The 23,899-nt window shown below is 69.2% G+C and carries 30 protein-coding genes; 22 read left to right on the forward strand and 8 right to left on the reverse strand.

What is annotated here, in order from left to right; genetic code table 11:
- Window positions 1-92: 92 nt before the first annotated feature.
- Entirely contained in the window at window positions 93-593 is a 501-nt protein-coding gene (locus tag SLINC_RS30410; protein WP_067439570.1) for a peptidylprolyl isomerase, read from the reverse strand.
- 42 nt (window positions 594-635) lie between these two features.
- Window positions 636-1,976, reverse strand: a complete 1,341-nt coding sequence (locus tag SLINC_RS30415; RefSeq protein ID WP_067439574.1) for an acyltransferase family protein — start codon at window positions 1,974-1,976, stop codon at window positions 636-638.
- Between the two features lie 155 nt (window positions 1,977-2,131).
- Here SLINC_RS30415 and SLINC_RS30420 point away from each other — a divergent pair, with 155 nt between their 5' ends.
- The 4 genes from SLINC_RS30420 to SLINC_RS30435 all read left to right on the forward strand — a co-directional run bounded on the left by SLINC_RS30420 (window position 2,132) and on the right by SLINC_RS30435 (window position 7,015).
- Window positions 2,132-3,118: a GlxA family transcriptional regulator gene (locus tag SLINC_RS30420; protein ID WP_107406876.1), complete on the forward strand. Its 987-nt coding sequence runs from the start codon at window positions 2,132-2,134 to the stop codon at window positions 3,116-3,118.
- A complete protein-coding gene (locus tag SLINC_RS30425) occupies window positions 3,115-3,894 on the forward strand; it encodes a DJ-1/PfpI family protein (RefSeq protein WP_067439579.1) in 780 nt (259 codons plus the stop codon). The genes SLINC_RS30420 and SLINC_RS30425 overlap by 4 nt, the downstream gene beginning before the upstream one ends.
- A 79-nt stretch (window positions 3,895-3,973) precedes the next feature.
- On the forward strand, window positions 3,974-5,272 hold the full coding sequence (locus SLINC_RS30430; protein ID WP_079165186.1) for an alpha/beta hydrolase: 1,299 nt from the start codon (window positions 3,974-3,976) through the stop codon (window positions 5,270-5,272).
- 480 nt (window positions 5,273-5,752) lie between these two features.
- The gene (locus SLINC_RS30435) at window positions 5,753-7,015 is read left to right on the forward strand and encodes an MFS transporter (RefSeq protein WP_067445877.1); all 1,263 of its coding nucleotides are present in this window, start codon (window positions 5,753-5,755) and stop codon (window positions 7,013-7,015) included.
- Window positions 7,016-7,113: 98 nt separating this feature from the next.
- Here SLINC_RS30435 and SLINC_RS30440 read toward each other — a convergent pair whose 3' ends face one another.
- Window positions 7,114-7,728 (reverse strand): TIGR04222 domain-containing membrane protein, encoded by a 615-nt coding sequence (locus tag SLINC_RS30440; protein WP_067439582.1) that lies wholly within the window; start codon window positions 7,726-7,728, stop codon window positions 7,114-7,116.
- Between the two features lie 347 nt (window positions 7,729-8,075).
- On the opposite strand from SLINC_RS30440, the gene SLINC_RS30445 reads away from it, so the two are divergent.
- Window positions 8,076-8,459, forward strand: a complete 384-nt coding sequence (locus tag SLINC_RS30445; RefSeq protein ID WP_067439585.1) for a DUF6083 domain-containing protein — start codon at window positions 8,076-8,078, stop codon at window positions 8,457-8,459.
- A gap of 315 nt (window positions 8,460-8,774) precedes the next feature.
- Here SLINC_RS30445 and SLINC_RS30450 read toward each other — a convergent pair whose 3' ends face one another.
- The 3 genes from SLINC_RS30450 to SLINC_RS48145 form a co-directional block, all read right to left on the reverse strand.
- A complete protein-coding gene (locus tag SLINC_RS30450; protein ID WP_067439587.1) occupies window positions 8,775-9,188 on the reverse strand; it encodes a PIN domain-containing protein in 414 nt (137 codons plus the stop codon).
- Window positions 9,185-9,448 carry a CopG family transcriptional regulator gene (locus SLINC_RS30455; RefSeq protein WP_067439589.1) on the reverse strand — a complete coding sequence of 88 codons (264 nt, stop codon included), beginning with the start codon at window positions 9,446-9,448 and terminating at the stop codon, window positions 9,185-9,187. Before SLINC_RS30455 ends, SLINC_RS30450 begins: the two co-directional genes overlap by 4 nt.
- 505 nt (window positions 9,449-9,953) lie before the next feature.
- Entirely contained in the window at window positions 9,954-10,319 is a 366-nt protein-coding gene (locus SLINC_RS48145; RefSeq protein ID WP_159425372.1) for a hypothetical protein, read from the reverse strand.
- Between the two features lie 1,203 nt (window positions 10,320-11,522).
- Between SLINC_RS48145 and SLINC_RS46370 the strand changes: the two genes are divergently transcribed.
- From SLINC_RS46370 to SLINC_RS30465, 3 genes are all read left to right on the forward strand, one after another.
- Window positions 11,523-12,020, forward strand: a complete 498-nt coding sequence (locus SLINC_RS46370; RefSeq protein ID WP_159425373.1) for a toll/interleukin-1 receptor domain-containing protein — start codon at window positions 11,523-11,525, stop codon at window positions 12,018-12,020.
- A gap of 158 nt (window positions 12,021-12,178) precedes the next feature.
- Complete coding sequence (locus SLINC_RS30460; RefSeq protein ID WP_067439591.1) at window positions 12,179-12,646, forward strand: GntR family transcriptional regulator; 468 nt, start codon at window positions 12,179-12,181, stop codon at window positions 12,644-12,646.
- Window positions 12,643-13,209 carry an HD domain-containing protein gene (locus tag SLINC_RS30465; RefSeq protein ID WP_067439594.1) on the forward strand — a complete coding sequence of 189 codons (567 nt, stop codon included), beginning with the start codon at window positions 12,643-12,645 and terminating at the stop codon, window positions 13,207-13,209. The genes SLINC_RS30460 and SLINC_RS30465 overlap by 4 nt, the downstream gene beginning before the upstream one ends.
- Here the strand turns inward: SLINC_RS30465 and SLINC_RS30470 are convergent.
- Window positions 13,197-13,670 carry an NUDIX domain-containing protein gene (locus SLINC_RS30470; RefSeq protein ID WP_067439596.1) on the reverse strand — a complete coding sequence of 158 codons (474 nt, stop codon included), beginning with the start codon at window positions 13,668-13,670 and terminating at the stop codon, window positions 13,197-13,199. The genes SLINC_RS30465 and SLINC_RS30470 overlap by 13 nt on opposite strands.
- A 2-nt stretch (window positions 13,671-13,672) precedes the next feature.
- Window positions 13,673-14,431: a helix-turn-helix domain-containing protein gene (locus SLINC_RS30475; RefSeq protein WP_067439598.1), complete on the reverse strand. Its 759-nt coding sequence runs from the start codon at window positions 14,429-14,431 to the stop codon at window positions 13,673-13,675.
- 468 nt (window positions 14,432-14,899) lie between these two features.
- Between SLINC_RS30475 and SLINC_RS30480 the strand changes: the two genes are divergently transcribed.
- The 14 genes from SLINC_RS30480 to SLINC_RS30545 all read left to right on the forward strand — a co-directional run bounded on the left by SLINC_RS30480 (window position 14,900) and on the right by SLINC_RS30545 (window position 23,878).
- A complete protein-coding gene (locus tag SLINC_RS30480) occupies window positions 14,900-15,331 on the forward strand; it encodes a hypothetical protein (protein WP_152038985.1) in 432 nt (143 codons plus the stop codon).
- A 202-nt stretch (window positions 15,332-15,533) separates the two neighbouring features.
- The gene (locus tag SLINC_RS30485) at window positions 15,534-16,301 is read left to right on the forward strand and encodes a DUF4097 family beta strand repeat-containing protein (protein ID WP_067439604.1); all 768 of its coding nucleotides are present in this window, start codon (window positions 15,534-15,536) and stop codon (window positions 16,299-16,301) included.
- A gap of 167 nt (window positions 16,302-16,468) precedes the next feature.
- The gene (locus tag SLINC_RS30490) at window positions 16,469-16,762 is read left to right on the forward strand and encodes a hypothetical protein (protein ID WP_067439607.1); all 294 of its coding nucleotides are present in this window, start codon (window positions 16,469-16,471) and stop codon (window positions 16,760-16,762) included.
- Complete coding sequence (locus tag SLINC_RS30495; protein WP_067439609.1) at window positions 16,759-17,211, forward strand: Pycsar system effector family protein; 453 nt, start codon at window positions 16,759-16,761, stop codon at window positions 17,209-17,211. The genes SLINC_RS30490 and SLINC_RS30495 overlap by 4 nt, the downstream gene beginning before the upstream one ends.
- Complete coding sequence (locus SLINC_RS30500) at window positions 17,208-18,218, forward strand: DUF2637 domain-containing protein (RefSeq protein ID WP_067439612.1); 1,011 nt, start codon at window positions 17,208-17,210, stop codon at window positions 18,216-18,218. The genes SLINC_RS30495 and SLINC_RS30500 overlap by 4 nt, the downstream gene beginning before the upstream one ends.
- Window positions 18,215-18,865 carry a GGDEF domain-containing protein gene (locus SLINC_RS30505; RefSeq protein ID WP_067439617.1) on the forward strand — a complete coding sequence of 217 codons (651 nt, stop codon included), beginning with the start codon at window positions 18,215-18,217 and terminating at the stop codon, window positions 18,863-18,865. The genes SLINC_RS30500 and SLINC_RS30505 overlap by 4 nt, the downstream gene beginning before the upstream one ends.
- Window positions 18,862-19,188 (forward strand): hypothetical protein, encoded by a 327-nt coding sequence (locus tag SLINC_RS30510; RefSeq protein ID WP_067439620.1) that lies wholly within the window; start codon window positions 18,862-18,864, stop codon window positions 19,186-19,188. Before SLINC_RS30505 ends, SLINC_RS30510 begins: the two co-directional genes overlap by 4 nt.
- 211 nt (window positions 19,189-19,399) lie before the next feature.
- A complete protein-coding gene (locus tag SLINC_RS30515; RefSeq protein ID WP_182449220.1) occupies window positions 19,400-21,640 on the forward strand; it encodes a cell division protein FtsK in 2,241 nt (746 codons plus the stop codon).
- A gap of 142 nt (window positions 21,641-21,782) precedes the next feature.
- A complete protein-coding gene (locus tag SLINC_RS30520; protein WP_067439625.1) occupies window positions 21,783-22,037 on the forward strand; it encodes a hypothetical protein in 255 nt (84 codons plus the stop codon).
- A gap of 42 nt (window positions 22,038-22,079) precedes the next feature.
- Entirely contained in the window at window positions 22,080-22,268 is a 189-nt protein-coding gene (locus tag SLINC_RS30525) for a hypothetical protein (protein WP_067439628.1), read from the forward strand.
- A gap of 14 nt (window positions 22,269-22,282) precedes the next feature.
- The gene (locus SLINC_RS30530) at window positions 22,283-22,486 is read left to right on the forward strand and encodes a hypothetical protein (protein ID WP_067439630.1); all 204 of its coding nucleotides are present in this window, start codon (window positions 22,283-22,285) and stop codon (window positions 22,484-22,486) included.
- Entirely contained in the window at window positions 22,483-22,746 is a 264-nt protein-coding gene (locus SLINC_RS30535) for a hypothetical protein (protein WP_067439633.1), read from the forward strand. The genes SLINC_RS30530 and SLINC_RS30535 overlap by 4 nt, the downstream gene beginning before the upstream one ends.
- Window positions 22,743-23,087 carry a MazG-like family protein gene (locus SLINC_RS30540; protein WP_067439635.1) on the forward strand — a complete coding sequence of 115 codons (345 nt, stop codon included), beginning with the start codon at window positions 22,743-22,745 and terminating at the stop codon, window positions 23,085-23,087. The genes SLINC_RS30535 and SLINC_RS30540 overlap by 4 nt, the downstream gene beginning before the upstream one ends.
- Complete coding sequence (locus SLINC_RS30545) at window positions 23,084-23,878, forward strand: deazapurine DNA modification protein DpdA family protein (RefSeq protein WP_067439638.1); 795 nt, start codon at window positions 23,084-23,086, stop codon at window positions 23,876-23,878. Before SLINC_RS30540 ends, SLINC_RS30545 begins: the two co-directional genes overlap by 4 nt.
- Window positions 23,879-23,899: the final 21 nt, after the last annotated feature.

The following is a 23,899-nucleotide window of genomic DNA, read 5'->3' on the forward strand; positions in this document are numbered from 1 at the left end:
CGCAGGTCTCGTCAGCCGTGTCGTCCCGTCGGTCCGGTGAACCCGTCGCCCGGTGAACCTGCCGGTCCTGGGGACTTGAGGTTGAGGAACCGTCAGTCGAGGACCGTGGCGGACTCGATGACCAGCGTCTCGCCGGGCACGTCCTGGTGGCCGCCCTTGGTGCCGGTGCGGACGGCCTTCATCCGGTCGACGACGTCCTGGCCCTCGGTGACCCGGCCGAAGACGGCGTAACCCCAGCCGCGCATGTCCTTCGACGTGTGGTTGAGGAAGTCGTTGTCCGCAACGTTGATGAAGAACTGGGCGGTCGCCGAGTGCGGGTCGCCGGTGCGCGCCATCGCCACGGTGTACTCGGTGTTCTTCAGCCCGTTGTCGGCCTCGTTCTGGATCGGGGCCTGGGTGGGCTTCTGCTTCATGTCGGCGGTGAAACCACCGCCCTGGACCATGAAGTTGTTGATCACACGGTGGAAGATCGTTCCGTCGTAGTGTCCCGCGCGGACGTACGACAGGAAGTTCTCGGCCGTCTTCGGCGCCTCGGCGTCGTTGAGCTCGAGAACGATCCGGCCGAAGTTCGTGGTCAGCTCGACCCTGGACATGTGAATCGTCCCTTTCTGGTGGGGCTTGGCCGCAGCATCTTGTCACACGGGCGTTGACCAGGCCCGTTGAGCAGGCTCGTCGAGCGAGCCCCGGCGCAGCCCGGGCAGCAGCACCAGTGCCGTCCCCGCCGCCAGCCCCAGCGCGGGCAGCACCGGGAACCGTCCGTCGGGCGCGAACCCGTGCACCGCGAACCGGCTCAGCGCCAGAGCGCTCACCGCGAGTCCGAGCCACACCGCCCAGGCCCCGCGGCGCAGTCCGGGCTCCGGCCGCGTCCGGTCGTAGACCACCCCCAGCCGGCGTTCCACCGGCCGCAGCGCCGCCACGACCCCCGCCAGCACGGCCGCGAGCAGCAGCAGCCATGGCACCCGCAGCCCCCACCACCCCGGGGAGCCGAGCGTGGGCTGCGGTGCGAGGCCGGTGAGGTAGAACGCGGCGGCGAGGACCAGCACCGGCAGCATGTGCCACAGATACAGCGTCATACTCGCGCCGCCGACCGGCCGTACGACCCGCCGGACCCGCTCGCGGTCCAGGAGCCGCCGCACCGCCGGCGCGACCAGCTGACACACCCCCACCTGGGCCACCACCCAGGCCAGCATCGCCACCGAGGGCGGATCGGTGTTGCCGGTCTCCTGCCCGGTCACCCGGATCAGACTGACGGGGTAGGGGCCGAGGGCGACCAGCAGAGCGAAGGCCGCCCCGCCGGAGACGGCCAGCACCCACGGCACGGCGGGCCCGTCCAGCAGCCCGTCCCTCCGGCAGAAACCCAACTGATAGGCCACGCCCCACACCAGGACGTAGTCGAGAACTCCCACCGACGACACGCCCCCGGCGACCACGGCCACGTCGACACCCACGGCGACCGCGCCCATGACCACCGGGACGCCCGGCCCCCAGCGCCGATGTGCCGTGTGCAGCGCGGGAGTCAGGGCGCTGAGCAGGAGGTACACCGGCAGGAACCAGAGCTGCATGGCCATGGCCCAGCCCACCATCGAGAGCGTGTCCGGATCCACGCCGGCACCCGCCGAGATCCCCACGGCGAGCAGCACCAGCCCGCTGTACACCCCGGCCGGCAGCAGCAGCCGCAGCGCCCGCCTCCCCACCCACCCGGCCGCCGTACCGCCCGCGCTCCGGGCCCGCTCCCAGGACCCGGCCGCCGCGTGGCCCCCGGCGAGGAAGAACAGCGGCATGATCTGGAACAGCAGGGTCAGCCCCTGCGTCCAGGGCAGCTCCGCGAGCAACTCCGGTGCCCAGACCCCTCCTTCGGGCCCGTGCTCCAGCGCGGTGATCAGCCAGTGCCCGAACACCACGAGCACGATCGCCCAGGCCCGCAGGAAGTCGACGTACCGGTCTCTGCTCGTCACGAGGTGCCGATCGCTGCTCATACGACGTGATGCTGCCGCCCCGCCCGCGTCGTCGAGCCGAAGAGCCCGGGCCGCAACCAATCCGTGCCCGGTACGACACCGGACCAGCCCGGATGTGCTGCCATCGGGACATGGACACCTCGGAACGCTTGGGCCCCCCGGCCGGCAGCCGGCGCATCCTCATCGTCGCCTACGACGACGCGCAGATCATCGACATCGCCTCGCCCAGCGGCGCGCTGGACATCGCCAACCGGCTCGGCGCGCGGCCGCCGTACGTCATCGAACTGGGCACCCTCGGAGGCCGGGCGGCGCGGAGTTCGGCGGGGATCCGGGTCGGCGCGGGGCGGAAGCTGGAGGCGGTGACGGGGGTCCTGGACACGCTGCTCGTCGTCGGCGGCGTCGGCTGCGAGGAGGCGGCGGCGGACGAGCGATTACTCGTCCAGGTGCGGCGCCTGGCCGAACGCAGCCGCCGGGTGGCCTCCGTGTGCACCGGCGCCTATGTGCTGGCCGCCGCCGGGCTGTTGGACCGCAGACGGGCGACCACCCACTGGCGCTGGGGGGAACGGCTCGCCCGACGGCATCCCGCCGTGGCCGTGGACGTCGGACCGCTGCGCATACGCGACGGCAACGTCTACACCTCCGCCGGTGTCACCAGCGCGCTCGACCTGACGCTCACGCTGATCGAGGACGACCACGGCCCCACCCTGGCCCGGTCCGTCGCCCGCGAACTCGTCACCCACCTGCACCGCCCGGCCGACCAGGCCCAGATCTCCCTGTTCCTGGCCGGACCTCCGCCAGGAGACCGGCTGGTGCTGGACCTGACGGGCCATATCGCCGGGCACCTGGCCGAGGACCTCTCCCCGGCCGCCCTGGCCGCCCGCGTCGGCATCAGCCCCCGCCACCTCACCCGCCTGTTCACCACTCACTTGGGCATCACCCCGGCCCGTGCCGTGCGGGCGGCCCGCACCGACGCCGCCGTCCACATGGTGCGCACCAGCGGCCTGTCCCTCGCCTCGATCGCCCGCCGCTGCGGGTTCGGCTCCCCGGAGACCCTGCGGCAGGCCTTCCTCGACCGCTACGGGATGACGGGGGACAGGATTCGCAGGATGCCGGACACGCCCCCGGTGCGGGACACGCCGAGTCAGAAGACTCCCGTGCCATGAGGCATCCGACGACACGCAGAAACGTCCTGCTCGGTACCGCGGCCGGAGCCGCGCTCGCCGCCACGGCCATGACGGCCATGGCCCCCTCGGCCGCCGCCGCCCCGCGAGGCGGCGCCAAGGGACCGAGGATCGGCATCCTGTTGTACGACGGCTTCAGCATGCTCGACCCGACCGGCCCCACCGAGGTCCTCTCCCGGCTGCCCGACGCCACCGTCACGATGATCGCCGAACGCCGCGGCCCGGTCCGCACGGACACCGGCGACGCGGCTCTCCTCGCCGACCGCTCCCTCAAGGAGGTCGACCGCCTCGACGTGCTGCTCGTGCCGGGCGCCGGTCCCCGCGGCACCGAGGGCGCGATGGGCAACGAGCGCCTCCTGGACTGGATCCGCGCCATCGACCGGCACAGCAACTGGACGACCTCCGTCTGCACGGGCGCGCTCGTCCTGGCGGCGGCCGGTCTGCTCGACGGCCACAAGGCCACCACGCACTGGGCCTCCGCCTCCTACCTCCAGGACCACTTCGACGTGACGTACGTGCCGGAGCGCTATGTGCGGTCCGGGAAGTTCGTCACCTCGGCCGGAGTCTCCGCGGGCGTGGACATGTCCCTCTACCTGGCCTCCCTCCTCACCGACGAGGACACCGCCCGGGCGATCCAGCTCGGCGTGGAGTACGACCCCCACCCGCCCTTCGACTCCGGCAACGCGGCGGAGGCGAGCGACGAACTCAAGCGGCGGGCCCTGGAGCTGCTGGCGGACTCGGAGGCCTCCGGCTCGTAGAGCCCCTGGGGGAAACCCCCTCCACGGTCGGCGGGATGGCCGGATGGTGGCCTGGACCGACCGTCCCTACGGTCATGTCATGAAGCCTCTGAAGCCTTTACGCGAACTCCTGTTGGTCTCCTCGATCTCGGTGGCCCTGGTGGCGGGCGGCATCACGACCGCAGTCGCCCACGACCGGGGCTCCGAGGACCGGGTCTCCGGGAAAACCGCCACCGCGGCGGCCGAGGACACCCACCCCACACACCCGCGGGGACAACTCGTCTCCGTCGACCATCTGCGCACCCTGTCCGCGTCGCAGATCGCGGCCGAACTGAAGAGCGACGACGGCGGAGCCTGGGACACCGGCGCCGTCCGGTACGGCGTGGACACCTACCGCGTGGTGTACCGCACCGTCGATCCGTCCGGCCGCCCCACCACCGCGAGCGGACTCGTCGCCGTACCCCGTGGCGGCGACCGGCACCTGCGGACGGTGTCGTTCACGCACGGCACCGAACTCTTCAAGGCAGACGTCGCCTCGGTCAGCGACGAGGTGTGGTCCCAGGCCCCCGCGCTCACCTACGCCTCGGCCGGATTCGCCGCCGTCCTCCCCGACTACCTCGGCCTCGGCCTGGGCCCCGGCCCGCACCCGTGGATGGACGTCCCCTCCGAGACGACCGCCTCCCTGGACATGCTGCGCGCGGCCCACAGCCTCGCCCCGGCCATCGGACGACACCTGCGCCCCGACGTGTTCGCCACCGGTTTCTCCCAGGGAGCCTCGGCCGCGCTGGGCCTGGCCCGCGCCCTCCAGGACGACGCCGACCCCCGCTTCCGGCTCCGCGCGGTGGCACCGGTCAGCGGCGCGTACGCCTTCCGCGACGCCGCGCTGCCCTCCCTGCTGGCCGGAGAGACGGACCCGAAGGCCGGCGTGATCTACACGGCCCTGACCCTGGTCGCCTTCAACCGCCTGCACCACGTGTACGACGACCCGGCCGAGGTCTTCCGCAAGCCGTACGCCCGGACGATCGAGAGCCTGCTCGACGGCACCCACCCCGGCTCCGAGGTCGTCGCGGGCACCCCGGCGACCGTCGACGGCCTCCTCACCCGGCCTGGCCGCGCCCTGCTCGCCCGTCCCACCGGCGGGCTGGCCGAGGCCCTGCGCCAGACCGACGGCGTGTGCGCCGACTGGACCCCACAGGTCCCGATCCGCCTCTACTACGCCGCCGGCGACGAGCAGGCCGTCACGGCCAACAGCGAGCACTGCCACGCCACCTTCCGCGCCCACGGCGTCCACGCGCCCCTCACCGCCCTGGGCACCCCCACCTACGCCGGCTCCCGCCACCTGGGCTCCCACCAGGCCGGCACCGCCGCCGTGGTCCGCTGGTTCGGCTCCCTCGGGTGACCGGACCGTCGTACCCACGGGGTCACCGCCTGCGTCCCTCGGAGGTCCCCGAGAACACCGGCCGTCAGGAGGAACCGTCCACACGGTTTGCCTGCTGATCCGACACGGGGGACTGGTTTCCGGACGATCTCCGACACCGCGCGCACCGTGATCTTCTGTGCCGGGCGGTAGACGGTTAGGGTCTGGGCGCAACGAGTTGGCCATGAGGAGCGAGTGAGCCATGAGGAGCGAGGACATGCCCGGTTTTCCGAGCGCGCGCTGACGTCGTGGGCCGTCACCGGCCCGGTCATCGCGTGCTGCCCTTGATGTCGCGGCACAGCGAGCTTTCCCCCGCCTGAACCGTCGGCGCACGTGTGATGTGCCCGACGGCGGGCCTCGTTGTCGGCAACACAAGGGATCCCAGTGCCGTCCACTCCCTCGACTCCCTCCGCTTCCACCCCTGAACCCGCTTCCACCCCTGCTCGGCCTGCTCCGCCGGGACTGTGGCGAGACCCCGACTTCCGCGGACTCTGGACGGGGCAGACGGCCTCCCAACTGGGCGAACACGCCAGCCTGGTGGTTCTGCCGCTCTTCGCCGTCCTGACGCTGCACGCCAGCCCCGGCGAGCTGGGCGTGCTCCGCGCGGTGGGCCAGGCGCCGATCCTGATGCTCTCGCTCTTCGTCGGCGCGTGGGTGGACAGATGGCGGACCCGCACGACGATGGTGCTCACGGACCTCGGCCGGGCCCTGGCCCTGGGCGCCGCGGCGGTGGCGGGCCTGTTCGGCCTGCTGGGTCTGCCCGCCCTCCTTGTCCTCGCCTTCACCGTCGGAGCCCTGTCCGTGTTCTTCGACGTGGCCTACCAGGCGTCTGTCGTACGACTGGTGCCACGCGACCAACTGGTGCGAGCCAACAGCGCGTTGGAGGGCAGCCGGTCCGCGGCGCAGATCGGCGGCCCCGCTCTCGGCGGCACCCTGGTGTCCCTGCTCTCGGCGCCGATCGCCGCCGCCTGGAGCGCCCTGTTCTTCGCGCTGTCGTTCCTGTCGATCCGACGGATCCGCCGAGCCGAATCGATCCCGGAGCGCGCGGAACACTCCCCGCGGGTCTGGCGCCGGATCCACGAGGGCCTGCGCTTCGTCACCGGCGACACCGTGCTGCGGACGGTCTGCCTGGCCTCGGCCGCCTTCCAGTTCTCCTTCGCGGCCCTGATGACCGTCTACCTTCTCTTCCTGCCACGCGAGCTGCACCTCTCGGCCACCGTCGTCGGCCTGGCCCTCACGGCAGCGGGCCCGGGCGCCCTCCTGGGCTCCCTGCTAGCCGCCCGCCTACCGCGCCGTTTCGGGTACGGCAAGGTGCTGGTGTGCGCGGCGGCCGTCGGCGACGGCATCTTCCTGTGCGTGCCCGCCCTGCACGGCTCCTCCGCGGCGACCATCACCGCACTCCTGGCGATCGGCTTCGTCTTCGGGTGCGGCGGCCAACTGGTGAACGTCACGATCATGGCCGTCCGCCAGACCGTCACCCCAGCCACCATGCAGGGCCGCACAGCCGCCACCATCACCTTCGTCGGCATGGGAACAACCCCCCTCGGCTCCCTCCTCGGCGGCTACCTCGCCCAGGAATGGGGCCTCCGCACCAGCCTCCTGACCACAGCCGCAGCCATGCTGCTGTCCCCCGCCCTGATGTCCCTGTCCCCCCTCGCCCGCATGGACCGCGACCTCCCGCCCTCCCCCGACGCACCACAGACGGCCACCCACGCGAAGCACTGACAGCGGCCCGCAGCCCCCGAACCCCCGTCGGACGGCATCCGGTTCCAGCCCACTCCTTCGGGCGGTCGGAGTGGCGGAGCTGTCCGCGGGGCGGGGCCTCAGTCACTGCCGCCCCCGCCCCCGCCCCCGCAGCTGAACCCGCCGCCCGCGTCGCCGCCCGAATCCCAGGTGGAGTCGGAGTCGGAGTCGCGGTCCAGGGCCTTACCCATGCGGACCAGGGCCCGCCCGAGACCCGACGGAATCGGCTGCGCCCCGACGACACCGCGTCGCACAGGCCCGTCCGGGAGAACGACGGGACCGCCGAAGACGTACGCCGGCAGGCTCCCCTCCTGTTCGGCCGCCTGGAGCCGCCGCCTGCCCAGCCGGGTCATCCGCCGCCGCGACCCCGTCAACAGGCCCCATGCGGCCAGCCTGCGCCCGATCTCCTCGACTTCCGGGGAACGTTGCAGGTCGGCATGCACGGCGAGGGCGGCGACACTCCCACCGCGCGGGCAGGCCGCAATCACAGCACGCTCGACCGGATGCTGCGGCTGCTCCCCACCCACCGCACGCACACGCGAGACCCGGACCACGACCAGCCCGCGCTCGGACAGCCCAATCACCGCACTCTCCGCCACCCGCTGAGCTCCCCCCGCCAGGAAAGCGAAGTCGTACAAATCCAGAGCCCGGGCCTCCTCGCCCACGGCCGCAGACCGCCGCAACACCATCCCCATACCGGCCCCCCTTCGGACATCCCACTTGCCGGCAGTGTCACCCCACAGGCGAGCGAGCAACCCTCTCCCGCCCACTTCAGAGCAACACTTGAGCTTCCCGCCCGAGGGCCGGGGGCCGGGGCACCAACGAGCTGGGCATGGCCTCGACCATCTCCTCAGCCCTCAGCCCTCAGCCCTCAGCCCAACTGCTCCGGGGGTTCCCGTGGTGTCTCGGCCGTGCGCCGACGGTCGACAGTTGCAGGGCGCACTTTCCGTGGTGCGGATGGTTTCACCACTGGGTGCATGCCTCATGCGTTCCGTCTGATTCACCCCTTCGCACGGCGGCCTGGTCTGTCGACCCTCGCGGTATGGGGGCTTCAGAAGAAGGACCGCGCAGGTTGGAGGGTGGGCGGTCACGCTGCCCGTACTGCGGCCTGTCGGCCGATCGCGTGGCCACGCTGGAGTACGACTGGGTACTCCTTGAGCCGGACATGGAGCCGTTGGCCCACACCGTACCGGCGGAGCATCGGTGGATCGTGCTGTCTGACGGGCGGGTGGCGGTCTACGGCGTATGCCCGCCGGATCCGTTTCAGCGTTGCCGCATCGAGCACCGACTCGCCTGCTCAGCGCAACCGCTGCCCGACCTCTGGCCGTGGTTGACGAGCCTGCGGAGCGAGAACCAGCGCCGAGCGGAGCGCCAGACCGATCCGGAGCCACCCCAGGCCCCGGAGACCTTGCCGGATGTCGGGTGAGGATTCCGCGATGCCGCATGGTCCCGGGTGCCCCCGGCAGGATTCGAACCGCGCACACGGCTCCGGAGGACGGACAGTTCCCAGAGGTTTTAGCAGGCCAGCGCCCTATCTGGCGGACCGTCAAGCCCGCCGTCCCGCGCATGTCCCGCGAAAGTGAAATACGCTGTTTGGTCGTCTTGTGACGAACTTCAGTCCGATGCTAGCTGGGGGCGTGCGCCCATGCCGAGTTTCCGGCTTCCGGGGGCCGATGACTCAAAGCCGGCCCGGCTGTCTGTAGATGTGGGCATCGTGATTGATCAGGCGGGCGATGGGCCCTCAGATCTTGATGACGGTGACGCGCCCGCGGCAGAGCGTGGCGAGGTCCTCGGGGTCAGAGGTGAGGATGGTGACGGGTCCGGGGGCGGCCAACGCTGTGGCGCTGAGCATGGCGTCGATGGCGTACTTGTGGCCGTGCAGGCCGGCGTCGGCGAGGAGGGCGGCGGCGTGACGGGCGATGGACTCGGTGACCGGTTCGATGACGAGGCGGGACAGGGTCCATTCCAGGGCTGGGCGATTGATCCGTGGGTGGATCACTTCCACGAGGGTGGCTGCGGAAGTGATCACCCGTAGGTCGTCGGCGCGGGCGAGGGCGAGCCAGCCGGTGACCGTGCGGTCGCGCAGGACTGCCTTGGCCAGCCCTTCGCTGTCGAGGACCAGGGTGCCGCCGGGGGTGGCGGGGGAGGGGGTCACGCGGCGTTCGCCCCGCCTTGGGTCTGCTGCTCTCGGGCTTGGTGGAGTTGGTCGCGCAGACCTTGGATCTCTTCGTCGCTGACGGGGCCGTGTTCGGCCTCTGCCACCGAGATGAGTTCGTTGAGGTTGTCCCGCTCGATCTGGCGGGCGACGGCTGCGGCGACGTAAGCGGACAGTCCGGAGGGGCCACTGCGGGCCTTGGCTGCTTCGGCGATATCGCGCGGCATGGTGATCGAGTACTTGCCGGTAGGCTCACTCATGCCACCTATCCTACCTGCAATCCTCCAGGTGTGAGTCCCGGATGCGGATCGCTCACGGTGCCTCGTGGACGGCGGGTCATTCGGACTGGTGGTCGGCGTGCGCGAGCCGGAGTGAACCCGCCAGTGTCGGGAATGCCGTCGCTGTCCGGCAGCGGAGAGCGCGCCTATCCCCTAGAGCCATGGCGTCATGGTGCCGCACCCCAGGGGCGTGAGGCCCAGCTGAGCGTGGTCGTGTTCCCTCACGCGAGATCAGCGCCCATCAACGACAAAGAGCGGGACCCAGTGAGACTGGTTCCCGCTCTTCATACTTGGCACCTGCGCTGATCAACCGCATCATCATGCAGGCTGAGGCGAAGTGCCCCCGGCAGGATTCGAACCTGCGCACACGGCTCCGGAGAGCGTGCTCATGACGTGCTCGATGATAGCGCTGGCCTGCGAAGAAGCTATGGCGACCGGCTTGGTTCCGGCTCCTCACACGCCCCTCACACACAGCCCTGAGCTGCCACTACGGTTCGATGATGGATCGCGCGGTCTTCGGTCCTGCGTTAAGACGCTGGACGAACCACTGCATCACCTCATCCGTCACCGTGATGAGCTGCTGAGTGAGATCAACGAGATCCTCGGTCGATACGTCATCGAAGCGCGGCGTCTGCTGGCCTCGGGTGAACCGCATGACCTGTGGTGCGGGGTTCGGTCCGCTGACATCTACGGACCATGCGCCATGGACGTAAGCATGACGGCGCTGGAAGAGGGAGTCACACTGCTTGAGGAGCCCTTCCAGCTTTCCGCGGCTTGTTTCGTCGATCGAGGCGTTGGCCTTGGCGAGGTCCTTGATCGTCTTCGTTGCTGCTGACGCACTCAGCCCGTTCATCCATATGTGCGAATATGGGCTTTCGGAGAGCTGGTTCGCGACTAGCTGGAGTCGAAGTTCGAGGTCAGCGGCACACCGCACCATTCTTCCCAGATGGAAGTAGAGCAAGCTCTCTTCAGGTATAGGACGGGGTACATCAGGCATACGCGTTATTCTGCCATTTGATCTAGGATCGGCCCAGGTATTTTCGGATCTGCCAGGGCTCTCTCGCACGCTCCCGCAAGCAGCCAGGGAGACGCCCGCTGATGAACCCGGAGCGATGCGGCGGGCGCTGTAACACCCCTGGGTGTTACAGCCCTGTCCTCAGGCCGGGAGGTTGGGTGCTGGCGAGCATCGCTGTCTCGGGTATTTGTGCAGGTTGTAACCTAACCGGGCAGTCGGGCACAGGTGCAGGGCGCGCTTCGTTATTTCAGCGCTGCTGCGAACGTGAACGCGGCCAAGCCCAGCAGGCTCATGACGCAGTATCGAAACGTGTTGATCGCCGATCTGAGGTGTCGGTGTCTCTGTGAGTGTTGAAGGATGTCTGTCCAGAGTTCCGCAACAGCGTGACCAAGGACTGAATCTTGGCTCAGCGCGCCGACTTTTCTGGCGAAGTCACTATGACCATCAACGGACTTGAGAGTGTCACCCCAGTTGAATAGGAATCTGGAGGGGATCTCTGCTGCGTGTAGGGCTCGGGTCGTTTTGCGTGCCGCGATGGCGTTGATCGAACCCCAGAGGCTTCGCAGGATGAGTGACAGTGTCAACACCGCAAGGGTGCCGAATAAGGACTCAATCCACAGCGTGCGGGGCGCCCTCGTGGTTTGTAGGTGGTAGTTCACGAGGATTAGCGAACCGGTCGCTAGGACAGCGTTGGCGCTGAGTAATACCGATGCTCGAACGGATGTGGACGAACGTAGCCGGTCGTACCTGTCGATGTGCCATTTCGTCATGTCCAATAAGTCTGAACTGGACATTGGTTCATCGGTACCCTGACTCGGGATCGTCAACTTCGACTCACCCTTACCCGGTTGTGGTTGCTTCGCGCGGGATGCCCCAGCCACTAGCTTGCTCCCTCCCTTGGCCCGTGGCCCAACTTGGAGTAGCCAACTCCACACCGATCACTCCAATTTCGCAATTCGACTAGCCTAGGGGACCACGGCATCGGAAGACGTGATCTTCACGGAAGAGTGAGTGGATCGTTCATGTGCGAAGTGGGATGAAGTGGCTCAAATATTCATCAACTACCGCAAGGAGGGTGGGGCTTACGCTGCGGCCCTCCTTGACGAAATGCTGGCAAGCCGTTTCGGAGAAGAACGGGTCTTCCGTGCTGCAAGGTCAATAACTCCGGGGTCGGATTACTCGCGGTCCATCCTCGAAGCTGTGGCTGAATGTGAGGTGTTGCTCGCGATTGTGGATAGGGGATGGCTGGCGAGATTTAACCCAGAAGTCAGTGATTCCCCCTCTGGGCAAGACTGGGTATTGCGGGAGATCGAAGAAGCGTTCAAAAATGAACGAACGGTAATTCCCGTACTGCTGTCAGGAGTTGAACGCCTGGATGAGGGAAGCCTCCCGGAGGTATTGATGCGTGTGGCAAGGCTTCAATACGTGAGACTCGACTATAGAAACATTAGGCAGGACGTCAACTACATTGCAGAACAGCTCATCAAGGTGTGTCCTTCACTTGGAGCTCTTCGATGTCAGGGGCCGTCAAATCCGTAGCTCGCAGTTGGACAGGTGGGACACCGATAAATCCTGCTGTCCCACCCATTTGTGCAGGTCAGAGCTGTAACCGGACAGTCGGACACGTGGGACACTCTGACGTAAACGCACCGTGCGAGGCTTGACTTCGATGACGGCCGGACAGAGAGGGAGAGCGAGTGTCGCAGCAGGCGAGCCCGCGGGGAACCTTCCAGGTGATCGCGGATGCGCTGAGGGCACAGATCAACGCGGACCCGGAGATGGCAGAGCTGCCAACGGTTGCGGAGGTCATGGACGTTCACGGCGTGTCTCGTGGCGTCGTCCTCCGGGCGTTCGGTGTGCTCCAGAAGGATCGAGTCGCCGAGCCGGTGCCCGGCGGGCGCTGGCGTGTGGTGAGGGAGGGGGAGCAGACCGACCGCCGGCCGCTGGCGGAGCGGCTTGCCGATGTCTTCGCGGATGACCGTCTGGAAGTAGGGGCAACCTTCCCGAGCGCTTCCGCATTGTGCGAGAGGTTCGGCGCCTCACGCCCGACAGTGACCAAGGCGCTGGAGAAGCTGGAAGCTGCGGGATGGCTGTCTGAAGGCGGGCAGGGCAAGGTGCGTACCGTGCGAGCCCTGCCGAATCGAGAGGAGAGTTCCTCGTCTTGACGGGACTGACAGAGTGGGCCTACCCACTCGCCGAATCGTTGCTTGCTGGGCCGCTCCCACGCCGCTGGAGGCACTCGTTGGGGGTCGCCGAACGGGCGCGCACGATTGCTGCGATTGTCGGCGAGGATGCAGAGCTGTTGGAGGCGGCTGCGGTTCTGCATGACATCGGTTACTCACCGGACCTTGCCAAGACTGGTTTCCACCCGCTGGACGGTGCTCGTTACCTCCGGGACGTTGCGCATGCGGACGATCGGGTCGTGAACCTGGTGGCTCATCACTCCTGTGCCTGGATGGAAGCCGATGCGCGGGGTTTGCGCGAGGAGTTGGAGGGTGAGTTCCCTCGTGAAGGCGCGCACCTCAACGATGCTCTCTGCTACTGCGACATGAACACGACGCCGGACGGTATTCCGACGAACCCCGTGGATCGGGTCAACGAGATCGCTGGACGCTACGGGCCGGACAGCTTGATCGGCACGTTCATTCGCCGAGCTGAGCCGGAGATCCTCGCGAGTACGGCGCGCGTGCTCGAACGTGTTGCCGCAACCAAGAGTCAGCCGATGTAGGGGGCTGTGCGCGTCCGGTCCATGGCGTGTTCGATTCGGAGACGCATGGTGGGGTGGACGTCCAACTTCGACAGGTCCGTTGGGTCAATCCAGCGGACCTGTGTCGTTTCGTCGCTCGTGCGGAGTTCTCCGCCCACCGGGCGCGCGCGGAAGCACATGCTGAACTGTTGGCGGATCTCTCCGTCGTCGTACTGCATTACGTGACCGGGGTCCGTATAGATCCCAGACATGTCGACGACCTTCACCTTGATGCCGGTCTCTTCCCACGCCTCGCGTACCACCGTGTCACTGATGGACTCGCCTACGTCGTGTCCACCTCCAGGCAGCGCCCACCGGCCGTTGTCGGACCGCTGGATCATCAGAACTTGGCCCGCATCGTTCTGCACGAACGCCACGACGGATGGCACGACCGAGTTGGCTGGCGGGGCGTCCGGGTCGTGAAGGTAGTCGATGCGTCCCATGATCAAGCTCCTGTGATATCGCGGTCCGTGACCTGGCGAGCGCCTCCCCAGGTCTGCTCGATGCTATTCGCGTACGTGTCGAACAAGCCGCCGCCCGGCAGCCGTCGCAGGTGGAAGACAGGCGCCATGTAGGCGCCGATGCCGTACACGTGGGGGTTGACGAGCATCTCGTCGTCGGACCGGTAGATCGAGTTGTAGAGCGTTGTCGCGTGGAGTCGAATGCCGACCTCGGGATGGCTCTGTAGCAGGGGGCGATAGTTCACCAACGCGTTCCGGATCTTGCCGTCCATGATGCGATGGCCCTCGTCTATGCCTCGCTGTCGGACGGCTTCGCAGTCCGGATCTCCGAGCAGGATTCGGGCTTGCGTGGTCCCGTCCACCTTCTTCTTCAAAAGATCCAGGAACAGGGGGTCCTCGGACAGGAAGAGTCCCGAGTAGACGAGAACGTCAAGGTTCCTCTGTGCCCGCGCGTACATCTCGCGCCACAGGTTCGGCGGCACGTTGTGCCGATGCGGATAGACGGTAACGATCTCGGCTTTCGTCAGGTCCGTCGCGCTTTCGACGGCCCTGTTGTCGTCCCAGAGTGTCGTGACGTCGACCTTCAACACTGCGGCTGTCGCGTATTGGTGTCGCCGATACGGCACCTTGCCCTGAGTGATCCAGCGCTCAACGGTCTTCGGGTTCACGTCGATCTCATCGGCCAACTTCTGAACCGTCATGCCGCTCGCCAACAGGGCAGACCGCAAACGCTCGTTGGACATCTGCACTCCCAGTGGGACGTCTAGGGACTTCTTGACGGTAGCTAGAAGTCCCTGAGGTGTCCATGCGCGGGGTGACCAACTCCCCTGACCTGCGGTGATTCTGATGGTGCGCCAAGAAGTTCCGGCGCAAGACCAAGAGGTTCCGTCGCTGCACTTGACGGGACCCCCTGTAGTACCTGTAAAACAGGTACTACAACGCCCGGAGGGCTCCGTGAAACGGGCTCGAAGGATGCGAATGATCTTTGAGAACTCAACAGAGTGCCTGAGGGAAGCCCGCCCCACCTCCGCAAGCAAGAGGGCGGGTGCGCACGGGTCCTGCCTCGTGCGCAGCACAGAGCCACCCGACCTTTCCGCAGCTCAACAGTTGCGGCCGGTTGCCTGATCCGCATCTCTCGTAGGTGCGGTGAGGGGGAGCCGGAACATCCCCTCTCCTCTTGGGAGTTCGCATTGATCACCACGCTGATTGCCGTGCTGGGTACGCTTGCCGGAGCCGTTGTTGCCGGTCTCATGCAGTACCTGACCAGCACCCGCACCGCTCGCACCGCGCTTGCTGAGCGGCGCCGGCAGGCGCTCGCCGACGCAATACCGGCCTTACTCGCTGCGGTGGTCCGCCACCGTGAACAGCAGTACCTGAAGATCGAGGCCCGCCGCGAGGGCCTAGGCGACACCCCGGAGACGCGGCAGGCCCGCTACGCGGCCCGCTCCGCCGTCACCAGCGCGATGGACACGCTCCACATGGTCACGCGGGACGCCGACCTGATCGCTGTGGCTCAGGAAGCGGTCGACGCCGCATTCGCCCTGGGCGACGCGGCCCCCCAGGACCTGTCGGCGGCGGGGCTGCGGGCCCGCAAGGCGCACACCGCCCTGCGCGAGGTCGGTGCCCGCCACCTCTACGCCTGACCGTCCCCTCGTCTCTTGAGGGCCCGTCATCCACTGTTGAACACGATCGCCCCGAGGGTCGTAGGCCGGGTTCGACTCCCGGTCGGGGCGCTGCCCCGCCGCATACGCGGCGTGTGGGCCTGCGGGGCGACCGCCTCTCACCACATCACGACTGAGGTCGCCCCGCCCACTCTCTGTCTCTTCGCCTTCCTGGAGTTCGACCATGACCGAGCGCACCTTTGTCTCCGCGACGTCCGGCCCGATCGTGCTGGGACTGTCGCTGCCAGTGGGCAGTGTCCGCGTACAGGTGCTCAACAACCTCACGACCGCCCGCGTGACGCTGCGCACCGACGACAGCACGGGGCCCGCGGCCGACGCGGTCAACCGGACCCGCGGTGAGCAGAACGGGCAGGTGCTCGGCATTGAGGTGCCGGACATGCCGGACGGCGTGATCGTGCGAGGCAACCGCGGCACGACGGTGATGCACAGTGTCGGCAGCGTGAACGTCGTCGGCGGCACGGTCCGCATCAACGGCCGTGTGGTCTCCGGCGGCAGGGGCAACATGTCGACCGTCAGCCCCATTGAAGTCGTCGTCTGCCTGCCCGCCGGATCGTCCTTCGGACTCGTCGGCACGTCCGCCGACGCCGAGGTGTTCGGCTACATCGATCGGATGGAGTTCCGCTCCGTCTCCGGCGACCTGGACGCCGACGGCGTCCGGCAGCTCACCGCAAACACCACCTCCGGCGACATCAACGTCGGCCGCATCACCGAGCGGATCACCGCGCACGCGGTCTCCGGCGACATCGAGGTGCGCCTGTACGACGGCAGCGCCGCCACCCTGAACACCACCTCGGGGGACATCGAGTTGCAGGCCACCGACGCCGCCTCCGGGCGTGTCAGCGCGCACAGCGTCTCCGGCGACGTCCGGCTTTCCGGCGCCCACCACCTGAGCGTTTCCGCTGACAGCGTCTCCGGCCGCCTCCGCCGCTGAACCCCAACACCGCCGCCCCGATGGTCGCAAGGCCGGGTTCGACTCCCGGCCGGGGCACCACCCCCGCCGCACTCGCGGCATGGGGTTGCACATCCCGGACGGTCGCCTCTCACCACCAGGCCACGACCGCACGGCACCTCCTATCCCTTCGACACCAGGAGCGCTGCATGCGTGCCTACATCGGCGGCCATCAGGCTGTCTCCATCGACGACTTCATCGAACTGGCCCTTGGTACCCCGCCGGAGCTGTGGCTCGGGGAGGAGGGCGAGAGCGAGGAAGAGCGCGCGGCCCGCAGGGACGCCGCCCGCGACATCCTCGCGGAGAACCCGGAGCTCCCGGACGACGTGGCCCGCATCGCCGCCGAGGTGATCGAGGCGTACGCGCCGGAGCTGTTCAACGTCGTTCCGCTGGTCCGCCCGGCCGGGCGTGGCCGGTCCTCCCGGAAGGGGGCGGCGGCATGAGCGCCCCGGACACCCGCACCCTGCTTGCCGCCGCGCATGCGGAGGTGAAGGCGGAGATCGCACGGACCGATACCAAGACCGCTCTTCTGCTCGCGTTCGTCGGCGCGGTGCTGGCGGGATCCTGGACGGTCGCCAAGGACATGCCGCCGAGCGTCCCCGCGTACGTAGCCGGTGGTCTCGGTATGGCGCTGCTGATCGCGGCGGCCGGGCTGTTGCTGCGGTCGGTGCGCCCGAACCTGCGCGGTCGGCACGGATTCCCGCTGTGGGCCACGCTCACCGCCGAGGAGATCACCGCCACGTTGTCCCAGGACCTCAGCGCGGACATCGCGGGTCTGTCCCGTATCGCGGTGGCCAAGTTCACCGGCCTGCGCCGCGCGGTCGACCTGACCTGTGCGGGTGGCGCGCTGCTCATCCTCGCTGCCCTGCTCGCGGCGGGGGGTGCGGCATGACCGCCACCGACACGACGGCCACCGTCGAACGTCCGGCGGTGCCGCCGCTGACGAAGCCGGAGCTGGGCCTTGCCGGGGTCGGCGCGCTCGCCGCGGCCGGAGTCGGCGCGCTCGGTCTGATCTCCTCCTTCGACGCTGTCTCCGCCGCCGCGCTGCGGTGGGGGTTCGGTGAGCCGTGGATGCTGCCGGTCGGGATCGACGTGGCCATCCCGGTGTTCACCGTGGCCAACCTGCTGCTGATCCGGATGGATATGGCGCTGGCCTGGGTGCGGTTAGTGCCCTGGGTGCTGACCCTGGTCACCTGCGGGCTGAACATCGCGGCCGGACAGGATCTGTGGGCCAAGGTCGCGCACGGCACGATGCCGCTGCTGTGGGTGGTGTTCTCCGAGATCGGCGCGCACATCTACGCCGTCCGCATCGGCGCGGCCACTGGTCGCCGCATGGAGAAGATCCGATTCTCGCGCTGGTTCCTGGCCCCGGTGTCGACGTTCGCGCTGTGGCGGCGGATGACGCTGTGGGAGGTCACCTCCTACCACCGGGCGCTCGCCTGCGAGCGGGAGCGGCTGTTGGCCCGTGCGGACCTGCACGAGCGGTACGGCTGGAAGTGGCGGTGGAAGACCCCGCGGCGTGAGCGCGTGCTGCTGCGCACGGGCGAACTCGCCCCCGCAGGCGACGACGTACCGGTCCGCGCGAAGCCGGAGCAGGCAGCGGAGAAGCCGAAGAGCGAGGCACCGAAGCCGCCGCGCAAGCGGCCGACGACGGGCAAGGCCAAGGCGGCGCAGCGCACCACGGCCGAACTGCTCGCCGAGGCCCGCACGGTCACGGCCGACTGGCCCGATAGCCAGATCAACGGCGAGGCGCTGCGCAAGGCGCTGCACTGCGGTTCCGGCCCGGCCCGGCAGGTGCGTGACGCCCTGCTTGCCGAGCGGGCCGACGGCCGCGCCCTGCATCCCGTCGACCCCGCCGGCACCCCGGCGCTCGACGACCGCGAGGAGGTGGCCGCGTGAGCACCCTGGCCACGGTCCTGTTGGCCGCGCTGCCGCTGGCCGCTGGTTGGGCGGTTCATGTGCGGTGGCTGCACGGCTGCCTGAACACGGCCCGCCGTGACCCGCTCACCGGTCTGCGCACCCGCGACGGCTTCACCCGCCGCGCCACCACCCTGCTCAAGGACCCGCGCGCAGTGGTGGTGCTGGCCGACGTCGACAAGTTCAAGCACATCAACGACACCCACGGGCACGCGGCCGGGGACGCGCTCTTGAAGGCAACCGCCGACCGCCTCGCCCACCACGTCGGCCCGTCCGGGGTCGCCGGGAGGCTCGGGGGCGATGAGTTCGCCGCCGTCCTCATCGACACTCACGGCGCCGCCGCCGACCTGCTCGCCATGCTGCACGGCGTGCTCGCCCGGCCCATCGAGGGCCAGGAGGCGGCAGTGCGCACCACGGTCTCGCTCGGCTGGGTGCGTGCCGCGGACTTCCCCGCCGATGACCTGTCCGATCTGCTGCGCAGGGCCGATGAGGCGATGTACGCGGCCAAGCAGGCCCGCGCCGGACTGCGCCGGGCCGGGCTGGGGCGGCTGTTCGCCACCCTCGCCGGACGCCGTGCCGGACGCACCGGTGCCCGCACCGACGCTCCGGTCGTGGGGGTGGCGGCATGAGCGAGCCCCTGGCCGCGGTCGATGTCTGGCGGCCGGTGATGGAGGCGGCGGGCCATCGCTGCCAGTGCACCGGGGCGTGCGGCAACCCGCATTCCAAGGGCGGCGGACGCTGCCCGCGCGAGCACGACGGCTACACCAGCAAGCACGGTCACCGCGTGCGGCTGATGGCCGCGCCCGCCGACCCGCTCACCCCGCCCGCCACGGCCGTGGCGCTGCCGGTGGGGGAGCTGCTCGCGTGGTGCCCGGAGTGCCAGGCCGCCGCCGTCCGCCAGGCCCGCAAGGTAGCGCCTGTCGAGGACGCGCCCGGACTGTTCGATCTCTGATCTCGCCTGCGTCTGATGGCTTGATCACTCAAGGGGTACGGGCTGTACCCCGTCCAAGAGGTACAGGTTGTACCCCGTTCCAAGGGGGTACGGGCTGTACCCCTTACCGCCCGGTAGGGCGCTCATCATCTGTTCACGGGCCCGGCCGCCAACCTCCTACAGCGTCGGCCGGGCCCGCTCTCCCTCACACCCGAAAGTGGAAGGGCCTTCAGTGAAGCACCCCGACGACGACAACGAACTCTTCAACCGTCTGGAAGCCGAGATGGCCGCCGACTCCGACGCCCCGTCCGGGGGTGAGGTGGTCGATCTCGACAAGGCGCGGTCGGCCCGTGCCGAGTCGCCCGACCCGGCCGCCCGACCCGGTGCCGACCGGTCGGCCGACTCCGCGTCCGATCGGTCGGCTGAGGAGTCGGCCGACCCGGACGCCCCTGTGACGGTCGACCAGTCGGGCGTCAAGGCGGCCGGTCCGGGTTATCTCGGTCGGCTCGCGGGCGCCAGGCGCCGGGCGGTCGTTCCCGTCTGGCTGCGGTCGACGGCGGAGCTGAAGACGGCCACGGCGTGGGTGGCCCGCCACTACGCCCACTCGGTCGGCTACCACGCGCTGCGCACCCCGGTCTACGCCGCCCGCCTCACCTTGCAAGCGCCGTCCGGGGCCGCGAAGTTCGTGGGCGGCACGATGCGGTGGGTGGCCGACCGCGAGGGCGAGCCGGTCCGCCTGGCCGCTGTGCGCCGTGAGGACGCGGCGGAGTATCTGAAGCTGTCGCGGCAGCGTGATGGCCGGGTCCGGCTGCGCACGCTGGTGTCGGTGCTGGCGCTGTTCGTCGGTCTCGGCACGGCGCTGGCCATCTATGTGCTGGCCCCGGCCTGGCTGATGGCGGTGTCGGTGAGCGCGGTGGTGATGGCGCTCGGCTTCGCCGGCGGCCAGGCGGACGACCCGGTCATCCACCGGGCGGTGGAGTTGCCCAAGGCCACCAAGCTGACCAGTGACATCGTGCTGCGTGCGCTCGGGGCGCTCGGCATCCCGGCGATCAACCAGGCGCAGTCCAAGGGCCGGGACGGGTTCGAGTTCACCGCCCCGATCACCCGCGACGGCCCCGGCTGGCGGGCGCAGGGCAACCTCCCCTACGGCGTCACCGTGACCGACGTCATCGAGCGCCGCGACCGGCTCGCCTCGGGTCTTCGCCGCCCGCTGGGCTGTGTGTGGCCCGAGGCGGTGCCGGATGAGCACACCGGGCACCTGGTGCTGTGGGTGGGCGACCAGGACATGAACAAGGCCAAGAAGCCCGCCTGGCCGCTGCTCAAGTCCGGGTCGGTGGACCTGTTCAAGCCCGTCGCCTACGGCACCGACCAGCGCGGACGCTGGATCGAGGTCACGCTGATGTACATCGCGGGCGTCATCGGCGCCATCCCGCGCATGGGCAAAACCTTCCTGCTCAGGCTGCTGCTGCTCATCGCGGCGCTGGATCCGCGCGCTGAGCTGCACACCTACGACATGAAGGGCACCGGCGACCTGGATCCGGTCGGCAACGCCGTCTCCCACCGGCACGCCGCCGGGGACGACGACGAAGCCATCCTGTACGCGCTCAACGACTGGCGGGCGCTGCGCGAGGAACTGCGCCGCCGCACCAAGGTGATCCGCTCGCTGCCCCGGGACATCTGCCCCGAGTCGAAGGTGACCAGCGCTCTTGCCGACAAGCGCTCCCTGGGTCTGCACCCGATCGTGATGGGGGTGGATGAGTGCCAGGTGCTCTTCGAGCACCCCGAGCACGGCAAGGAGTTCGAGGAGATCGGCACCGACCTGGTCAAGCGCGGCCCCGCCTGCGGGATCGTGCTGGTGCTGGCCACGCAGCGCCCGGACGCCAAGGCGCTGCCCACGGGCATCTCCGCGAACGCGTCGGCCCGCTGGTGCCTGAAGGTCATGGGCCAGCTGGAGAACGACATGGTGCTCGGCACGTCCGCGTACAAGCGCGGCGTGCGGGCGACCATGTTCGCCTGGGGTGACAAGGGCATTCACTACTTCGTCGGTGAAGGCTCCGACGCCCGCATCGTCTCCTCCGTCTACGTCGACGCCCCCGGCGCGGACGCCATCGCCGCCCGCGCCCGCAGGGCCCGCGAGAAGGCCGGACTGCTGTCCGGGCACGCGCTCGGGGAGGCACCCGAGCCGGTCACCAGCGGCTACGACCTACTCGCCGACATCCTCGCCGTCGTCCCGGCCGATGAGCCCAAGGTGTGGTCCGAGACCGTCGTGGCCCGGCTCGCCGAACTGCGGCCGGACATCTACGACGGCTGGGATGCCGAGGGACTGGCCGCCGCTCTGAAGCCCCACGGCGTCACCACGGGCCAGGTGTGGGGCAAGACGGAGTCCGGCAAGGGCGCCAACCGGCGCGGCATCGAACGCGCCCGCATCGCCTCCGTGATTGCGGAGCGTGACGGAAAGCGGGACGCGGGCTGAGTGGATGTGGCCGCTAGACCTAGCACCACACCCCGCTAGGTCTAGCGGCTCCGCTAGCGCCCCATATCCCGTCTGATCAGGCCGCTAGTGTCTAGCGGCTCACCTGCGGAAACCCCTGAAAGCTCGCCCGGAGGGCCCCCTGATGACCCCCGTACTCCTCGCTAGCGCCTGCCTGCTAGCCATCACTCTCGGTTATGTCGGGCTGTGTGCGGCCTCGCCGTTCGGCGACTGCCGCAAGTGCTCTGGCATGGGCCACGCGATGAAGACCGACCGCAAGGGACGGCTCAAGCGCGGCAAGGACTGCCGCCGCTGCAAGGCCACCGGTAAGCGCATCCGCGTCGGCCGCTGGCTCTACAACCGCTGGGCCCGCATCTACCGCGCCGGAACCAGCGACTGACCCCACCACCCAACACCCCACCCTCGCAAGGAGGTTCGCGGCATGGCCGTGACCATCTCCCTCGCCCTGCTCTTCGGCTTCGTGCTGTTCATGCTGCTGCGCTCGAAGACCCTCGGCTTCGGATCCGCGTTCGTGGCCGCGATGTTCGGCTTCTACCTCGCCTCCACCGGCGCCGCCGGCACTGTCGACCAGCTCATGGCCGCCCTCATCAACGCCCTGCCCAACCCGTGAGGAGACCGCCCGCGATGACCGCCCCGATCACGCTCATGGCGGCGGGCGAGGTACGCGCCGCGCTGGAAGCCGCCGCCCGCGGCGACGCCCCCGCCGCCGTCCACGCCCTGCTCAGCATCGACCCCACCTCCTGGCAGGCCATCGAACACCGCCTCGCCGCGCTCGGCACCACCCTGCCCAACCTGATCACCACCCTGAACCGAACGGAGACCCCGTGAACCCCGACGCGATAGCCGCCGCCGTGCTCATCGGCCCCGGCGCCCTCGCCGGAGCCGTCTGCCTGGCCGGACACCACACCGCCCGCCGCCGCGCCCAAGCCGTCACCGACGCCTGCGCCGCCTTCCAGCCCTCGCCGCCCCCCGGTCAGCCCCTGCCGGAACCGCAGCAGACCGGATCCGGTGGTCCGCTGGCCGCCGTCGTGGCCTTCCCGGACCGGCGCCGCATCGGCCCCCACGGGCAGCAGGAGGGCGCCGCATGAGCGCCGTCCTGTGGCCCGTCACGGTCCGCATCGCCGCCGCCCTGGACACCGCCAGCGGCACGTCCGAACACGAGGCCGCGATGCGCCTGATGAAGGTCACCGAAGAGGCGGGCGAGGCGTCCGCCGCCTACATCGGCATGACCGGCCAGAACCCCCGCAAGGGCACCACCCACACCCCGGCGGACGTGGCCGACGAACTGTGCGACGTCATCATCGCCGCCGCCGTCGCCCTGCACTCCTTCACCACCGCTCCGGCCGCCGTCCTGGACGCCAAGCTGCACGCTGTCGCCCGGCGGCTCACCTCCCCTTCGGAGATCCCGTTGCCACAGGGGGAGCAGTGAGGTTCTACCTCACCACCCACAAGCGGCACTGGCTCCGCCTGACCGACGTGCCCCTGTTCCTCAAGTCCGAGCACTGGGACCGCGCCATCAAGTGGGACGAAGCCCGCGGCCCCTACGCCGTCGACTCCGGCGGCTTCATGGAACTCAAGGACAACGGCACCTGGACCCGCCCGCCACGCCAGTACGTTCAGGACTTGCGCCGCATCTGGGAGCACGTCGGCCCCTACGACTGGGCAGCCCCGCAGGACTGGATGTGCGAGGACGCCATCATCAACGGCGGCTGGTTCGGCGGACAGTACTTCGTCGGCACCCACCTCAGCGTCGGCGAACACCAGCGCCGCACAGTCGAGAACTTCCTCGAACTGCGCTCCCTCGCACCTGACCTGCGCATCGCCCCGGTCATTCAAGGTCGCCGCGTGCCGGACTACGAGCGGTGCGTGGAGCTGTACGAGAACGCAGGCGTCGACCTGCGGGCCGAACCGGTCGTGGGGCTGGGGTCGGTGTGCCGATTGCAGTCCAGTCGGGAAGGCGCCGCGATCGTCACCGCGATGGCCGCTCACGGCTTCAAGCTGCACGGCTTCGGCTTCAAAACTCTCGGCCTGGAACGCGTTGGCCACCTGTTGGCCTCCGCGGACTCCGCCGCGTGGAGCTCCCACGCCCGCCACCGTCCGCCCCTGCCTGGCCACACGCACAAGAACTGCGCCAACTGCCTGCCCTACGCGCTGCGCTGGCGCACCCGCGTCCTCAGCGCGCTGCCCACGTGGCAGCAACCCACCCTCGATGCGGCCTGACGGCCCTGTCCCGAAAGTGAG

This window comes from Streptomyces lincolnensis (assembly GCF_001685355.1).
Taxonomy (GTDB): Bacteria; Actinomycetota; Actinomycetes; order Streptomycetales; family Streptomycetaceae; genus Streptomyces; species Streptomyces lincolnensis.

Excerpts from the sequence above, each read along its gene's own strand:
- SLINC_RS30490 (WP_067439607.1), top strand. The coding sequence starts at position 16,469 with ATGCGTGCCTACATCGGCGGCCATCAGGCTGTCTCCATCGACGACTTC.
- SLINC_RS30410 (WP_067439570.1), bottom strand. The coding sequence starts at position 593 with ATGTCCAGGGTCGAGCTGACCACGAACTTCGGCCGGATCGTTCTCGAG.
- SLINC_RS30455 (WP_067439589.1), bottom strand. The coding sequence starts at position 9,448 with ATGAGTGAGCCTACCGGCAAGTACTCGATCACCATGCCGCGCGATATC.
- SLINC_RS30415 (WP_067439574.1), bottom strand. The coding sequence starts at position 1,976 with ATGAGCAGCGATCGGCACCTCGTGACGAGCAGAGACCGGTACGTCGAC.
- SLINC_RS30525 (WP_067439628.1), top strand. The coding sequence starts at position 22,080 with ATGGCCGTGACCATCTCCCTCGCCCTGCTCTTCGGCTTCGTGCTGTTC.
- SLINC_RS30470 (WP_067439596.1), bottom strand. The coding sequence starts at position 13,670 with ATGGGACGCATCGACTACCTTCACGACCCGGACGCCCCGCCAGCCAAC.
- SLINC_RS30540 (WP_067439635.1), top strand. The coding sequence starts at position 22,743 with ATGAGCGCCGTCCTGTGGCCCGTCACGGTCCGCATCGCCGCCGCCCTG.
- SLINC_RS30520 (WP_067439625.1), top strand. The coding sequence starts at position 21,783 with ATGACCCCCGTACTCCTCGCTAGCGCCTGCCTGCTAGCCATCACTCTC.
- SLINC_RS30445 (WP_067439585.1), top strand. The coding sequence starts at position 8,076 with ATGGGGGCTTCAGAAGAAGGACCGCGCAGGTTGGAGGGTGGGCGGTCA.
- SLINC_RS30425 (WP_067439579.1), top strand. The coding sequence starts at position 3,115 with ATGAGGCATCCGACGACACGCAGAAACGTCCTGCTCGGTACCGCGGCC.
- SLINC_RS48145 (WP_159425372.1), bottom strand. The coding sequence starts at position 10,319 with ATGAACGGGCTGAGTGCGTCAGCAGCAACGAAGACGATCAAGGACCTC.
- SLINC_RS30495 (WP_067439609.1), top strand. The coding sequence starts at position 16,759 with ATGAGCGCCCCGGACACCCGCACCCTGCTTGCCGCCGCGCATGCGGAG.
- SLINC_RS30485 (WP_067439604.1), top strand. The coding sequence starts at position 15,534 with ATGACCGAGCGCACCTTTGTCTCCGCGACGTCCGGCCCGATCGTGCTG.
- SLINC_RS30475 (WP_067439598.1), bottom strand. The coding sequence starts at position 14,431 with ATGTCCAACGAGCGTTTGCGGTCTGCCCTGTTGGCGAGCGGCATGACG.
- SLINC_RS30430 (WP_079165186.1), top strand. The coding sequence starts at position 3,974 with ATGAAGCCTCTGAAGCCTTTACGCGAACTCCTGTTGGTCTCCTCGATC.
- SLINC_RS30510 (WP_067439620.1), top strand. The coding sequence starts at position 18,862 with ATGAGCGAGCCCCTGGCCGCGGTCGATGTCTGGCGGCCGGTGATGGAG.
- SLINC_RS30440 (WP_067439582.1), bottom strand. The coding sequence starts at position 7,728 with ATGGGGATGGTGTTGCGGCGGTCTGCGGCCGTGGGCGAGGAGGCCCGG.
- SLINC_RS30500 (WP_067439612.1), top strand. The coding sequence starts at position 17,208 with ATGACCGCCACCGACACGACGGCCACCGTCGAACGTCCGGCGGTGCCG.
- SLINC_RS30530 (WP_067439630.1), top strand. The coding sequence starts at position 22,283 with ATGACCGCCCCGATCACGCTCATGGCGGCGGGCGAGGTACGCGCCGCG.